This is a genomic window from Roseateles sp. (assembly GCF_052436255.1).
Lineage (GTDB): Bacteria > Pseudomonadota > Gammaproteobacteria > Burkholderiales > Burkholderiaceae_C > Pelomonas.
Window position 1 is genome coordinate 21,343 of the sequence record NZ_JBQVNP010000042.1, and the last position, 13,711, is coordinate 35,053.

12 protein-coding genes, 1 tRNA gene and 1 pseudogene are annotated in these 13,711 nt (G+C 66.5%); 11 read left to right on the forward strand and 3 right to left on the reverse strand.

Going from position 1 to position 13,711, the window contains the following annotated elements:
• Positions 1-2 precede the first annotated feature (2 nt).
• The 3 genes from ACT6S0_RS12000 to ACT6S0_RS12010 are packed head-to-tail and all read left to right on the forward strand — an operon-like array spanning position 3 to position 3,106.
• Positions 3-1,166, forward strand: a complete 1,164-nt coding sequence (locus ACT6S0_RS12000; RefSeq protein WP_444764058.1) for an ATP phosphoribosyltransferase regulatory subunit — start codon at positions 3-5, stop codon at positions 1,164-1,166.
• Positions 1,167-1,212: 46 nt separating this feature from the next.
• Positions 1,213-2,547: an adenylosuccinate synthase gene (locus ACT6S0_RS12005; RefSeq protein WP_444764059.1), complete on the forward strand. Its 1,335-nt coding sequence runs from the start codon at positions 1,213-1,215 to the stop codon at positions 2,545-2,547.
• A gap of 37 nt (positions 2,548-2,584) precedes the next feature.
• Positions 2,585-3,106: a phosphoribosyltransferase gene (locus tag ACT6S0_RS12010; RefSeq protein WP_056269406.1), complete on the forward strand. Its 522-nt coding sequence runs from the start codon at positions 2,585-2,587 to the stop codon at positions 3,104-3,106.
• A 216-nt stretch (positions 3,107-3,322) separates the two neighbouring features.
• On the opposite strand, the gene ACT6S0_RS12015 is transcribed toward ACT6S0_RS12010, so the two are convergent.
• A tRNA-Leu gene (locus ACT6S0_RS12015) sits at positions 3,323-3,407 on the reverse strand.
• A gap of 69 nt (positions 3,408-3,476) precedes the next feature.
• Between ACT6S0_RS12015 and rnr the strand changes: the two genes are divergently transcribed.
• The gene (rnr, locus tag ACT6S0_RS12020) at positions 3,477-5,801 is read left to right on the forward strand and encodes a ribonuclease R (protein WP_444764060.1); all 2,325 of its coding nucleotides are present in this window, start codon (positions 3,477-3,479) and stop codon (positions 5,799-5,801) included.
• Positions 5,802-5,814: 13 nt separating this feature from the next.
• Here rnr and ACT6S0_RS12025 read toward each other — a convergent pair whose 3' ends face one another.
• Both ACT6S0_RS12025 and ACT6S0_RS12030 read right to left on the reverse strand, forming a co-directional pair.
• On the reverse strand, positions 5,815-7,164 hold the full coding sequence (locus tag ACT6S0_RS12025) for an NAD(P)H-hydrate dehydratase (RefSeq protein WP_444764061.1): 1,350 nt from the start codon (positions 7,162-7,164) through the stop codon (positions 5,815-5,817).
• A gap of 10 nt (positions 7,165-7,174) precedes the next feature.
• Positions 7,175-8,440 carry an NAD(P)/FAD-dependent oxidoreductase gene (locus ACT6S0_RS12030; protein WP_444764062.1) on the reverse strand — a complete coding sequence of 422 codons (1,266 nt, stop codon included), beginning with the start codon at positions 8,438-8,440 and terminating at the stop codon, positions 7,175-7,177.
• Positions 8,441-8,762: 322 nt separating this feature from the next.
• Here ACT6S0_RS12030 and rpsB point away from each other — a divergent pair, with 322 nt between their 5' ends.
• From rpsB to ACT6S0_RS12065, 7 genes and pseudogenes are all read left to right on the forward strand, one after another.
• Entirely contained in the window at positions 8,763-9,509 is a 747-nt protein-coding gene (rpsB, locus tag ACT6S0_RS12035; RefSeq protein ID WP_444764063.1) for a 30S ribosomal protein S2, read from the forward strand.
• 69 nt (positions 9,510-9,578) lie between these two features.
• Positions 9,579-10,472, forward strand: coding sequence for a translation elongation factor Ts (tsf, locus tag ACT6S0_RS12040; protein WP_444764064.1), 894 nt, complete (start codon positions 9,579-9,581; stop codon positions 10,470-10,472).
• A 92-nt stretch (positions 10,473-10,564) separates the two neighbouring features.
• Positions 10,565-11,275: a UMP kinase gene (gene pyrH / locus ACT6S0_RS12045; protein WP_444764065.1), complete on the forward strand. Its 711-nt coding sequence runs from the start codon at positions 10,565-10,567 to the stop codon at positions 11,273-11,275.
• Positions 11,276-11,345: 70 nt separating this feature from the next.
• The gene (gene frr, locus ACT6S0_RS12050; RefSeq protein ID WP_444764066.1) at positions 11,346-11,906 is read left to right on the forward strand and encodes a ribosome recycling factor; all 561 of its coding nucleotides are present in this window, start codon (positions 11,346-11,348) and stop codon (positions 11,904-11,906) included.
• Positions 11,907-11,917: 11 nt separating this feature from the next.
• Positions 11,918-12,655 carry a polyprenyl diphosphate synthase gene (gene uppS, locus ACT6S0_RS12055; RefSeq protein WP_444764067.1) on the forward strand — a complete coding sequence of 246 codons (738 nt, stop codon included), beginning with the start codon at positions 11,918-11,920 and terminating at the stop codon, positions 12,653-12,655.
• 7 nt (positions 12,656-12,662) lie between these two features.
• On the forward strand, positions 12,663-13,499 hold the full coding sequence (locus tag ACT6S0_RS12060) for a phosphatidate cytidylyltransferase (RefSeq protein ID WP_444764068.1): 837 nt from the start codon (positions 12,663-12,665) through the stop codon (positions 13,497-13,499).
• A gap of 1 nt (position 13,500) precedes the next feature.
• Positions 13,501-13,711, forward strand: a pseudogene (locus ACT6S0_RS12065) (1-deoxy-D-xylulose-5-phosphate reductoisomerase); the annotation flags it as partial.

Here is a 13,711-nt window from a genome sequence, read left to right on the forward strand (position 1 = left end):
CCATGTCCTCTGCTTGGCTGCTGCCCGAGCACATCGCCGATGTCCTGCCTTCGCAGGCGCGCCGCATCGAAGAGCTGCGTAGAGAGCTGCTCGACATGGCCCGCAGCTACGGTTGCGAACTGGTCATCCCGCCGCTGCTGGAACACCTGGATTCGCTGCTGTCCGGCACCGGCAGTGGCTCCGACATCAAGCTGTTCAAGCTGGTCGACCAGCTCTCCGGGCGCTCCCTCGGCTTGCGCGCCGACACGACTCCGCAGGTCGCCCGCATTGATGCCCACCTGCTGAACCGCCAGGGCGTGACCCGCCTTTGCTACTGCGGGCCGGTGGCGCACACGCGGCCCGATGGCCTCAACACCAGCCGCGAGCCGCTTCAGTTCGGCGTCGAGATCTATGGCCATGCCGGCCTGGAGGCCGACCTCGAAGTGCATGAGCTGGCACTCGACGCGTTGCGCCGTGGCGGCTTGCGCGACGTGATCCTGGACCTGGGCGATGCGCGCCTGCTGCAAGGTGTGCTCGATGGCATCAAGCTGACGCCCGACATGCTCGACGCCCTGACCGCTGCGCTGGCCGCTAAGGATTTGGCCGCGTTGGCCGCGCTCAGTGCAGACATGCCGCCCGTCGCGCGTGAGGCGCTGCTGGCCTTGCCGAGCCTGTTCGGTGGTCGCGAGGTACTGAACGACGCCGCGCGACGCCTGCCCGACCATCCGCTCGTCAGGGCCGCCCTTGCGGATCTGAACTGGCTGGCTGGTCACCTTGCTGAGGTGCACCCCGAGGTCCTCCTGGGCTTCGACCTGGCCGATCTTCAGGGGTATGCGTACTACACCGGTATTCGCTTTGCGGCCTATGCATCGGGCTGCTCCGACGCCGTGCTGCGTGGCGGGCGTTATGACGAGGTCGGGGCCGCCTTTGGCCGCCGCCGCCCGGCCGTGGGCTTCAGCCTTGATTTGAAGACGCTGGTGACGCTGGTGCCCGCAACGCCCTTGCGCGCCGCTGTGCGCGCGCCTTGGGGCGAGGACGCCTCGCTGCGCCAGGCCGTGCGGGCCCTGCGCGAGCAGGGCGAGACGGTGGTTTGCGTACTGCCGGGCCATGAGCACGAGGCCGATGAATTCGACTGTGACCGCGAGCTCGTTCGCGAGCACGCTGACTGGGTCGTCCGGGCGCTCTGAGCGCGGCGACCCTTCCCAAATCCCAAGCAATAAGCAGGCAAACAAGATGCAGAGCCAAACCGCGCGCGGACGCAATGTGGTCGTCGTCGGCACCCAGTGGGGTGACGAGGGCAAGGGCAAGGTCGTCGACTGGATGACGGACCATGCGCAGGGTGTCGTGCGTTTCCAGGGCGGCCACAACGCCGGCCACACGCTGGTCATCAAAGGCGTGAAGACAGCGCTGCAGCTCATCCCCAGCGGCATCATGCGCGACGGCGTGGCCTGCTACATCGGCAACGGCGTCGTGCTCGACCCCACCCATCTGCTGACCGAGATCGAGCGCCTGGAGGCCGCCGGCGTCGAGGTGCGTTCGCGCCTTTTCATCAGCGAGTCCTGCCCGCTGATCCTGCCCTTCCACGTTGCCGTCGACAAGGCGCGTGAGCAGCTGCGCGAGAGCAGTGGCAGCGGCAAGATCGGCACGACCGGCAAGGGCATCGGCCCGGCCTATGAAGACAAGGTCGCCCGCCGTGCGCTGCGCGCCCAGGACCTGAAGCACCCCGAGCGCTTCGCCAAGAAGCTGCGCGAGCTGCTGGAGCTGCACAACTTCGCGCTGGGCGGCTATCTGAAGGGTGAGGTGCTGGCCTTCGAACCCATCTTCGAGCAAGCCATGAAGATGGCCGAGGCCATCAAGCCGATGCTGGCCGACGTGGGCTACTTGATTCACAAGGCCCATCAGGCCGGCGCCAATATCCTGTTCGTAGGCGCGCAGGGCACGCTGCTGGACATCGACCATGGCACCTACCCGTATGTGACATCGAGCAACTGCGTGGCGGGCAACGCTGCCGCGGGTGCCGGGGTCGGTCCACAGATGCTGCATTACATGCTGGGCATCACCAAGGCCTACACGACGCGCGTCGGCTCGGGCCCCTTCCCGACCGAACTGGACTGGGAAGTGCCGGGCACCGTGGGCTACCACCTGTCCACCGTCGGCCAGGAGCGCGGCACCGTGACCGGTCGTGCGCGACGCTGTGGCTGGCTGGACGCGGCAGCGCTGAAGCGCTCGATGATCATCAACGGCATCAGCGGCTTGTGCCTCACCAAGCTCGACGTGCTCGACGGTCTGGCCGAGATCAAGATGTGCGTGGGCTATGAGCTTGACGGTCGTCAGCTCGACATCCTGCCGTTGGACGCCGACGAGATCGAAGCCTGCACGCCGGTATTCGAGACCTTCCCCGGCTGGAGCGAGATCACCTTCGGCGTCACGTCCTGGGACGCGCTGCCGGCCAACGCACGCAGCTATCTCAAGCGGGTCGAGGAGGTCATCGGCACGCCCATCCACATGGTGTCCACCGGGCCCGACCGTGAACACACCATCGTGCTGCGCCACCCGTATTCGGCCTGACACTTTCACACCTGATTCGACGGAGACAACACCCATCATGCTGACCGATGACGGCAAACACCTCTACGTGTCCTGGGACGAGTACCACCTGCTGACCGAGCGACTGGCGCTCAAGGTGCACGCCTCGGGCTGGCAGTTCGACCAGATCCTCTGCCTGGCCCGTGGCGGCATGCGCCCCGGCGACGTGCTGTCGCGCGTCTTCGACAAGCCGCTGGGCATCATGTCCACCAGTTCCTACCGGGCCGAGGCTGGCACCATCCAGGGCCGCCTGGACATGGCCAAGTACATCACCATGCCGAAGGGCGAGTTGGCCGGCCGCGTGTTGCTGGTCGATGATCTGGCGGATTCGGGCGTCACGCTCAAGGCAGTGGTGGAGCGGCTGCGCGGCATGCCGGCCATCAGCGAGCTGCGCTCGGCGGTGATCTGGACCAAGAAGGTCTCGGCCTACACGCCGGACTACTACGTCGAGATGCTGGAAACGTCGCCGTGGATCCACCAGCCGTTCGAGGAGTACGACGGCATGGGGCCGGAAGCGCTGGCGAAGAAGTTCGTCGTTTGAGGATGGGGCTTGTGGCGCGGATCGAAGAAGCTCGGTTTGTGCCACGACTCGCTGAAGCGCCCTTCGAGGGCGCGTCAGCGGGGACTCGGTCACGTCCCGCGACCCCGGCTCGGAGCGCAGCTCCAAGCCCTTCTCTTCCTCCCGCGATGTCCACTGGACATCGCTTCCTGAGCCCCAAACGACAAAGGCCAGCACTTTCGTGCTGGCCTTTTTGTTTGGTGCCCAGGAGAGGACTCGAACCTCCACGGAGTTACCCGCTAGTACCTGAAACTAGTGCGTCTACCAATTCCGCCACCTGGGCAAGGTGCTCAAGTCTTCAAAACAAAGGCTTGAGCCGCTTCAGGAAAGCAAGGACTATATCATCAAAAACTTGAAGAACCCCAACGCATCGCCTACGGGCGAAGGCGCCGGCCTGCTTGGCGAGGTCGAAGGCACGTTGCAAGGTCACCGCGACGGGCACGGCTTCCTGATCCCCGATGACGGGACCACCGACGTCTATCTGTCTTCTCAGGAAACCCACGCCGTCATGCACGGTGACCGCCTGCGTGTGCGCATCGTGCGCCTCGACAAACGTGGCCGTCCCGAGGGCAAGGTGCTTGAGATTCTCGAGCGCAAGAAGCGTCCGCTGATCGGCCGCCTACTGCTCGAATCGGGCATCTGGCTCGTCGCGCCCGAGGACCGGCGCATGGGCCAGGACATTCTCGTTCCCAAGAACGGCATCGCAAATGCAACCGCCGGGCAGGTCGTTGCGGTCGAGCTGACGGAGCCGCCGTCGCTGTATTCCCAGCCGGTCGGCCGCGTCGTCGAGGTGCTCGGCGAGATCGACGACCCGGGCATGGAGATCGAGATCGCCGTACGCAAGTACGACGTGCCGCATCGCTTCAGCCCCGACACCCTGGCGCAGAGCGCAAAGCTGCCCGAGAAGCTGCGCGCCGCCGACCTGAAGCATCGCGTCGATCTGCGCGACGTGGCCCTTGTCACCATCGACGGTGAGGACGCACGCGACTTCGACGACGCCGTCTACTGCGAGCCCTTCAAGCAGGGCCGCGGCAAGAAGGCCTTCGAAGGCTGGCGGCTGCTGGTTGCCATCGCCGACGTGTCGCACTACGTGAAGCCGGGCGAGCCGCTGGACACCGACGCCTACGAGCGCGCCACCTCGGTCTATTTCCCGCGTCGCGTCATCCCGATGCTGCCGGAAAAGCTCTCCAACGGCCTGTGCTCGCTGAACCCGTACGAAGACCGGCTCAGCATGGTCTGCGACATGCTGGTGTCCACCGACGGCACCGTCAGCGCCTACCAGTTCTACCCGGCGGTGATCAGTTCCCATGCGCGCTTCACCTATACGGAAGTCGCCGCCATCCTCGCCAACACGCACGGCCCGGAGGCCGCCAAGCGGCGCGCGTTGGTGCCGCATCTTCTGCACCTGCACGAGGTCTACCGCGCGCTGCTGGCCGAGCGCGGCCGGCGCGGCGCGATCGATTTCGAGACGACGGAAACGCAGATCGTCTGCGACGACAACGGCCGCATCGAGAAGATCATCCCGCGCACGCGCAACGACGCGCACCGCCTGATCGAGGAGGCCATGCTGGCCGCCAACACCTGCTCGGCGGATTTCATCCAGTCTTCCAAGCACCATTCGCTCTATCGCGTCCATGAGGGCCCGACGCCGGAGAAGCGCACCACGCTGCAGAACTACCTGCGCTCGCTGGGCATCGGTATGGGCATCTCGGACGATCCAACGCCGCGTGAATTCCAGCAGATAGCCCAGGCGACGAAGGACCGCCCCGACGCCCAGCAGATCCACACCATGCTGCTGCGCTCCATGCAGCAGGCCATCTACACCGGCACCAACTCCGGTCATTTCGGCCTGGCCTATCCGGCCTACACCCACTTCACCAGCCCGATTCGCCGCTATCCGGACCTGCTGGTCCATCGCGTCATCAAATGCCTGCTGACTGGCAAGCGATACACGCTGGACGCCAGCAAGATGAACGTACCGCAGGCGCCCAAGCGCCCCGGCCGTGCGGCGCCGCCCAACCCGGCGGAGGCTCGAAACGAGGCCGAGCGCTGGGAGGTGGTCGGTGCGCATTGCAGTGCCAACGAGCGCCGGGCCGACGAGGCCAGCCGCGACGTCGAGGCCTGGCTGAAGTGCCGCTATATGCGCGACCGCCTTGGCGAGGAGTTCGCGGGCACCGTCAGCGCAGTCACGTCGTTTGGTCTTTTCGTGCAGCTCGATGCGCTCTACGTCGAAGGCCTTGTGCACATCACCGAACTTGGTGGCGAGTACTACCGCTTCGACGATGTGCGGCAGGAGCTGCGCGGCGAGCGTACGGGCATCCGCTATGCCACCGGTGCGCGGGTGCAGGTGCAGGTCAGCCGGGTGGATCTTGATGGTCGCCGCATCGACTTCCGCCTCGTGCGCGACACCGACGAGGCTCGAGCGCCCGGCCGTGGCGGCGCGACCAAGACCTCTGGCAAGCCGTCGGGCAGGGCGCCAGCCAAGAAGCGCGCGCCCAAGACCGCCGTCGAAACCCTCGACGAAGTTCGCCAGACCGACCGCGATGTGAAGCAGAGCCGCAAAGCCGTCGTGGCGTCGCTGCATCCGGTCAAGGCCGCCCAGCAGGCTGCCAAGCGGGCCGCCAGCAAGGCGGCCAAGAAGGCGCCGGCCAAGGCCGCCCCGCGCAAGCGCCGCTAACGCGGCCAGCGCGTCAGCGCTGCGCGGCCAGGCGTTCGATGAGATCGCCGGCGCGCAGCACGCCGTTCGCCTCGCCTGCGCGTCCATGCGCGTCAACGCCGGCGCATGCAACGCCATGCGCATCGGACGTTGGTTGCTGCGCCCAGAGCCCACCGAGCCAGCCGGACAAAACGTCGCCGCTCCCTGCGGTGGCCAGTGCGGGCCCGCCGCTGGCGCAAATGGCTGGCCGCTGGCCGGCCGATGCGATGACGCTGCCCGATCCTTTCAGCACGACGCAGCAGTTCAGGCGTGCCGCCAACTCCTGCGCCGCGCGCAGGCGATCAGCTTGCACGTCGGCCGTGGTGCGCCCCAACATCCGCGCTGCTTCCAAGGGATGCGGCGTCAGCAGGGTCGTTCCCGGCCGACGGGAGCGGACGAGCGATTGCAGGACCTGGTCCACCGCAATCGCGTTCAAGGCGTCGGCGTCGATGACGACGCGCGGCAGCTGGAGCAAGGAAGGAAGCGCCGCTGCGATGGCCGAGCCGGCGCCGCAGCCGATGACGCCCACAGCCTGCGGCACTTCCTCGCAGGTTCCGCGCATCAACTCGGCGCGGCCCTGGTCGGCGGGATCGCCGGCAGGCCGGCCGAGCAGGTCTAGGTAGACGCGTCCCGCGCCGCAAGCCAACGCCGCACGGGCGGCCAGCTGCGCCGCGCCCTGCATGCCCGGTGCGCCACCGACCACCAGCACCTGGCCGTGGCTTCCCTTGTGGCCGGTCACGCTTCGGTGGGGCCGTGGTGCGCGGCCCAGAAGGTCCACGGTGGGCGTCTCGTCCGGCGCGACGTCGAGGTCGTCGAACCAGATCCGTCCGCAGTGCGCGCGGCCCTCGCCCGTGAAAAGACCTGGCTTGAGCGTCAGCAGGGTCAGTGTGTGGTCGGCGCGCATGGCGCGTTCCCCGGCAGGCTGGCCCGTGTCGCCCAGCAGGCCGCTGGGCAGGTCGACGGCGAGGATGGGGGCGGCGCAGGCCTGCATCGCTGCCATCGTTGCCTGCATGTGGGCCGCAGGTGCGCGGTTCAAGCCAAGGCCGAGCAGTGCATCGATGACCAGGGATGGGCTCGAGGGCCCCTCATGGCTCATGTGCACAGCCACACCGTGCTGCGCAAGTCGCCGCGCGGCGATCCGACCGTCGCCGCCGTTGTTGCCAGGCCCGCAGATGATCCAGATCGGACCATCACCACGCCGCAGCACCAGCGCAAGCTTGGCGATGGCCAGGCCGGCGCGTGCCATCAGGTCGGGGCTGTGGCGCAGCGCGCGGGCTTCGATGCGCCGGCTGGCGGCGACGTCGAACAGCGGCAACGTAGAGATCGTGGGCAGCAGCGGTCGCATGCCCGCGAGCTTAGGCCAGTCGCTGAGGGCCGAGGGCACTGATCTCCACCGTTGGCGTCCCGCCGGCAACCTGCTGGGCAAGCACGCTGGCGGCGCCGCAGGCCAGGCCCCAGCCGTTGCCGCCAGGTGAAAGATTGAGCCAGACGCCGGCTCGGCCGCTGGCACCCAGCACCGGTAGGCCATCGGCCGCCACGGCACGCCGGCTCTGGCCATGCTGCACTTGGCTGTGCAGCACCGACCCAGGGAACCAGTGCTGCAGGCCGCGGTGCAGCGCTTCGAAGTCCGCCGCCACTTTCGCGCGGGGGCTGCTCACCGCCAAGCCGCCGGTCACGCGAACGCGTTGGCCCGTGCGGGTGATGGTCAGCCCGAGCGTGGGGTCGACCCAGGCCGCCTTCGGCCCGAGGTCGGGGTGCGCTTCCAGCAGGCGCAAAGGCGCAGTCACCGAAATTTCATGCTGGGCGGCCAGGCTCAGGCGCTGGCCCAGCACGGCGCTGGCATCCAGGCCATTGCACAGCACCACCGCGTCGAAGCGCTCGTCCATTGGCCCGAAGGATTGGGGCAGGGTGTCCCCGGCTTCTCGTTGGGCCCCCTGCACGCGTGTCGGCGCTTCGAGCGGCGGCGTGTGCTCGTGCCGAAGCGTCAGGCCGGTGCCGTCCACGGTGATGGCGCGTACCGTTGTGTGGAAACGAAAGCCCGCACCTTGGCGCTGCGCTTTCAAGCGCAATTGCTGGGTGAACAGGCGCGCGTTGCCGGCACCGCCGTGAGCGAGGGCGACAGCGCCGGCCAGCGGGGCGTCGGCATTGACCCCGGGCTCGCGGCGCCGCGCCGCCTCGGCGTCCAGCAACTCCACTTGCAGGCCCAGCGCCTTCCAGCCGTCCATCCTGGCCTCGGCCACCGCGAGCCGACGCGTGTCGGTCAACGCAATGAGAAGGCCTTCGGTCGATTCATCGTCCAGGCCCAGCTGATGCCGCAGCTCGGCGGTGCGGGCCAAGCCCAACTGGCTCAAGGCTGCCAGCGTCGACGCAGCTTCGCCGCCGCGGCGGCCGGCGCGGCGGCCGGCGCGCCAGCGGCGCCAACGCCAGGCCCAAGGCGTTGGCGTCACCGCAGGCACCAGGGCGGGATGGGGCGAAAGCAGGGCGCTGCCGGCAAAGCTGGCTTGCTCGGCGACGCTGCCGCCGCGCTCAAAGACCTGCACCTGGCAACCCAGGGCCGCGAGTTCATAGGCTGTCGTCACACCAGCCAGGCCTGCGCCCACGACCGCGACACGGCGGCTCAAGCTCGCACCTGAGGGCGACTTCCGGCGAGCGAGCTTGCGGCCACGGCAAAGCGGCGTCGGCTGATAAGGGGCATGCTTGTGTATACTCTGCGGGTTTTGCCGGGGGCGGTCGCTATTTCAGCGTCGCAATATCGGCAAAACGGTTGTGAAGGTGTGCATTGAACAGCGTCAGTGTTCAGGCCATCCGTCGCAACAAATCGCAAACCGGTCACACAAAGGTGTTGTCGTTTGCTGCTTTTGGGAGGTCGGCTGAAACAGCTGTTTCCACGTGCTGCAACGCAATTCGGGCCGGATTTTAGACACAACCTTCGGAGTAAGACCCATGTCTGTCACGATGCGCGAGATGCTGGAAGCCGGCGTCCATTTCGGTCACCAAACCCGCTTCTGGAATCCCAAGATGGCACCGTATATCTACGGCCATCGCAACAAGATCCACATCATCAACCTCGAGAAGACGCTGCCCGCGTTCAACGACGCGATGAAGTTCGTCCGCTCGCTCGCCGCCAAGCGCGGCACGATCCTGATGATCGGCACCAAGCGCCAAGCCCGTGAGTTCATCGCCTCTGAAGCCCAGCGCGCCGGCATGCCCTACGTCGACTCGCGTTGGCTCGGCGGCATGATGACCAACTTCAAGACGGTCAAGACCTCGCTGAAGAACCTCAAGGACATGCAGGCCCAGATCGACGCCGGTACCCAGCCCGCGATCAAGAAGGAAGCTCTGCTGTTCCAGCGCGACATCGCCAAGCTCGAGAAGAATATCGGCGGCATCCAGGACATGACCGCGTTGCCCGATGCCATCTTCGTCATCGACGTCGGCTACCACAAGATTGCCGTTGCCGAAGCCAAGAAGCTCGGCATCCCCGTCATCGGCGTGGTGGACACCAACCACTCGCCCATCGGCATCGATTACGTCATCCCTGGTAACGACGACTCGGCCAAGGCTGTCGCCCTGTACGCCCGCGCCGTCGCCGATGCCGTGCTTGAAGGCAAGGCCAACGCCACGAACGAAGTGCTGGCTGCGGTTGCCCCCGCCGGCGATGAGTTCGTCGAGGTCTCCGAAGAGGCGTAAGCCCCTTCCGCCCTGCATTTGAAAGGGGCCGCGAGGCCCCTTTTGCCAACCGAAATCTGGAGAAGAGAAATGGCTGCTATCACCGCAAGCATGGTGGGCGAACTGCGTGCCCGCACCGACGCCCCGATGATGGAGTGCAAGAAGGCGCTGACCGAGGCCGATGGCGACCTTGGCCGCGCTGAAGAGATCCTGCGCGTCAAGCTCGGCAACAAGGCCGGCAAGGCCGCCTCGCGCATCACCGCCGAAGGCATCGTGGCCTCGGCGGTGGTCGGCGGCAACGGCGCGCTGATCGAAGTGAATTGCGAGACCGACTTCGTCTCCAAGAACGACGCCTTCTTGGCCTTCGTCGGCGCGCTGGCTGGCCTGGTGGCCGAACAGAACCCCGCTGACGTCGCGGCCCTGTCGGCGCTGCCGCTGTCGCAGGAAGGCTTCGGCCCGACGGTGGAAGACGTGCGCAAGGGCCTGATCGGCAAGATCGGCGAGAACATGTCGATCCGCCGTTTCCAGCGCTACACCGGCAGCAAGCTGGCCACCTACCTGCACGGCACCCGCATCGGCGTGGTCGTCGAGTTCGAAGGTGATGACGTCGCTGCAAAGGACGTCGCCATGCACATCGCCGCGATGAAGCCGGCTGCGCTGTCCAGCGCCGACGTGTCGGCCGACCTGGTCGAGAAGGAGCGCCGCATCGCTACGGAGAAGGCGGCCGAATCCGGCAAGCCGGCCGATATCGTCGCCAAGATGGTCGAAGGTTCAGTGCAGAAGTTCCTCAAGGAAGTCTCTCTGCTGGACCAGGTCTTCGTGAAGGCCGCCGACGGCAAGCAGACCGTGGCCGCCTACCTGAAATCGGCCAACACCACCGTCAAGGGCTTCACGCTCTACGTCGTCGGCGAAGGCATCGAGAAGAAGGTTGACGACTTCGCCGCCGAGGTGGCGGCCCAGGTCGCTGCGGCCAAGGGTCAGTAAAGCTGCTTAGCTGACCGTCAGGGCGCCCGGATTACACCGAGGCGCCCTTTAAACTTCTGGGTCACCCAGTGCCCCCACTGATCGAGGACAACATGCCCGCGTACAAACGCATCCTGCTCAAACTTTCCGGCGAAGCCCTGATGGGTGACGACGCCTACGGCATCAACCGCGCGACCATCGTTCGCATGGTGCAGGAAGTCCGTGAAGTGACGCAGATGGGCGTTGAAGTGGCCGTCGTCATCGGTGGCGGCAACATCTTCCGCGGCGTGGCCGGCGGTTCGGTGGGCATGGACCGCGCCACGGCCGATTACATGGGCATGCTGGCCACGGTGATGAATTCGCTGGCGCTGGCAGACACGATGCGCCAGGAGGGCATGACGGCCCGTGTCATGTCGGCCATCGCCATCGAGCAGGTCGTCGAGCCCTATGTGCGTCCCAAGGCGCTGCAGTATCTCGAAGAGGGCAAGGTGGTCGTCTTCGCTGCCGGCACCGGCAACCCCTTCTTCACGACCGACACCGCGGCCGCGCTGCGCGGCGCCGAGATCGGCGCCGAGATTGTGCTGAAGGCCACCAAGGTCGACGGCGTCTACTCGGCCGACCCCAAAAAGGACCCTGAGGCGACACGCTATTCGCGCATCAGCTTCGACGAGGTGATCTCGCGCAACCTGCAGGTCATGGACGGCGCCGCCTTTGCGCTTTGTCGCGACCAGAAACTGCCTATCAAGGTCTTCAGCATCTTCAAGCCGGGCGCGCTCAAGCGTGTCGTGCAAGGCGAAGACGAGGGCACGCTGGTCCACGTTTAATTCAATCTCAATCAGGTGGGGACCACACTGCTCGCTGACGCTCGGGCGGTCTGTCCCGCAAGGAAAAACGATGAGCATTGCCGACATCAAGAAGAACGCCGAGGCCAAGATGGCCAAGTCCGTCGAAGCGCTGAAGGGCGAACTGCACAAGATCCGCACAGGCCGTGCCCACCCCGGCATCCTGGACCAGGTCAGCGTTGACTACTACGGCTCCATGGTGCCGATCTCGCAGGTGGCCAATGTCACTTTGCTGGACGCCCGCACCATCTCCGTCCAGCCCTGGGAAAAAGGCATGGGCGCCAAGATCGAGAAGGCCATCCGCGAGAGCGACCTGGGGCTGAACCCGGCTTCTCAGGGCGACCTGATCCGCGTGCCGATGCCGCCGCTGACCGAAGAGCGCCGCAAGGACCTGACCAAGGTCGTGCGCAATGCCGGCGAAGACACCAAGGTGGCTGTGCGCAACCTGCGCCGCGACGCCAACGAGCAAGCCAAGAAGCTGCTCAAGGACAAGGAAATCAGCGAGGACGACGAGCGTCGCAGCCTGGACGAGGTCCAGAAGCTCACCGATCGGGTGATCGCGGAGATCGACAAGCTGATCTCGGCCAAGGAAGCCGAGATCCTCGCGGTTTGAGCGCTCTGGGCTTGAACTCATCTGCCAGTCTGGCGCAAGACCGCCTTGCGTCGCCGCGCCACGTGGCCATCGTCATGGATGGCAATGGCCGCTGGGCCAAGAAGCGTTTCCTGCCGCGTTTCTTCGGCCACAAGGCCGGCGTGGACAGCCTCGTCAAGGTCGTCCAGGCCTGCATCGATCGGGACATCAAGTACGTCACGGTCTTCGCCTTTTCCAGCGAGAACTGGAAGCGCCCCAGCGACGAGGTCTCCGGGCTGATGGGGCTGGTGCTGGCCGCCGTGTCGCGCTACCTCGCCAAGATGGGCGCGATGGGCGTTCGCATCCGCATCGTTGGCGACCGCGATACGGTGTCCGACAAGCTGCGCAACGCCTGGAACGAGGCGGAAACGACAACCGCCCACAACACGAGGCTGACACTGAACGTCGCCTTCAACTATGGCGGACGCTGGGACATCGTGCAGGCCTGCAAGGCAGCGATCAAGGCTGGCGTGAGCCCCGACGAGCTGACCGAGGCCAAGCTGTCGGAGTTCATGGCCATGAGCTATGCGCCCGACCCCGACCTCTTCATCCGCACGGGCGGCGAAGTGCGCATCAGCAACTTCCTGCTTTGGCAGGCCGCCTACACCGAGTTCGTGTTCTCGGACTGCCTTTGGCCAGAGTTCGGGGAGCGTGAGCTGGATGCGGCCATCGCGGCCTTCCACGAGCGGGACCGCCGCTTCGGCGGCGTCAAGGAAGCGTCCGCCGCCTGAGGCCACCATGCTCAAGACCCGCGTCATCACCGCCGTCGTGCTGCTGGCCATCCTGCTGCCGGTGCTCTTCCAGGCCTCGCCGTGGCCGTTCGCCTGGGTCAGCGTCGTCATGATGGGCGCGGCGGGTTGGGAATGGGCGCGGCTCAACGGCTTGCCCGGCAGCGGTGCCGTCGCCGCTGGCATGGCGCTCGCCATGGCCTGCGTCTGGACGCTGCTGGTCGGCGGCCTGGACACGCCACCGGTCTGGGTGTGGTCCCTGGCCAGCTTGCTGTGGGTGTTGGGCGGCGCCTACGCGCTGCGCGCCGGGCCTGCCGGCTGGCCGCGCATCGCGCGCGGCGTGCGGTTGGCCCTGGGTGCCGTGCTGCTTTGGGGCGCCTGGCTGGCCATCGTGCAGGCCAAGGTGCTGGGCATCAACTTCATCCTTTCGGTGTTCTGCCTGGTCTGGATGGCCGACATCGCGGCCTATTTCGGCGGACGCACCTTCGGCAAGCGCAAGCTCGCGCCGGCCATCAGCCCGGGCAAGAGCTGGGAAGGCGTCTGGAGCGGCATGGCCGGCGTGATCCTGCTTGGCTTCCTGTGGGTGCATGTCATCGACGTGAGGATGGCCGTGGACTCGTCCAGCCTCTACACGTTGCTGGTTCAGCGCCACGGCTGGGTGTCGCTGCTGGCCTTGGTCTTTCTCGGCGCGATGAGCGTGGTCGGTGATCTGTTTGAATCCCTCGTCAAGCGTGCCAGCGGTGCCAAGGACAGCAGCAACCTGCTGCCCGGCCACGGTGGCGTGCTGGATCGCATCGACGCGCTGCTGCCCGTCTTCCCATTGGCGCTCGCGCTGATCAGCCACTGATATGACCCGCCAACGCGTCTGCGTCCTCGGCTCGACCGGCTCCATCGGTGTCAACACCCTGGACGTCATCGCGCGCCATCCCGAGCGCTATGAGGTCGTCGCGTTGAGCGCGATGAGCCGTGTCGACGAATTGCTCGCCCAGTGCCTGAGCTGGGCGCCGCGCTTCGCCGTCATGCCCGAGCGCGCCTCCGCCGCGCGTCTGCGTGAACGGC

Bases quoted from the DNA above. Each gene is read 5' to 3' on its own strand.
- ACT6S0_RS12060 (WP_444764068.1), top strand. From the start codon at position 12,663: ATGCTCAAGACCCGCGTCATCACCGCCGTCGTGCTGCTGGCCATCCTG.
- tsf (WP_444764064.1), top strand. From the start codon at position 9,579: ATGGCTGCTATCACCGCAAGCATGGTGGGCGAACTGCGTGCCCGCACC.
- rpsB (WP_444764063.1), top strand. From the start codon at position 8,763: ATGTCTGTCACGATGCGCGAGATGCTGGAAGCCGGCGTCCATTTCGGT.
- ACT6S0_RS12005 (WP_444764059.1), top strand. From the start codon at position 1,213: ATGCAGAGCCAAACCGCGCGCGGACGCAATGTGGTCGTCGTCGGCACC.
- ACT6S0_RS12000 (WP_444764058.1), top strand. From the start codon at position 3: ATGTCCTCTGCTTGGCTGCTGCCCGAGCACATCGCCGATGTCCTGCCT.
- ACT6S0_RS12025 (WP_444764061.1), bottom strand. From the start codon at position 7,164: ATGCGACCGCTGCTGCCCACGATCTCTACGTTGCCGCTGTTCGACGTC.
- ACT6S0_RS12010 (WP_056269406.1), top strand. From the start codon at position 2,585: ATGCTGACCGATGACGGCAAACACCTCTACGTGTCCTGGGACGAGTAC.
- pyrH (WP_444764065.1), top strand. From the start codon at position 10,565: ATGCCCGCGTACAAACGCATCCTGCTCAAACTTTCCGGCGAAGCCCTG.
- frr (WP_444764066.1), top strand. From the start codon at position 11,346: ATGAGCATTGCCGACATCAAGAAGAACGCCGAGGCCAAGATGGCCAAG.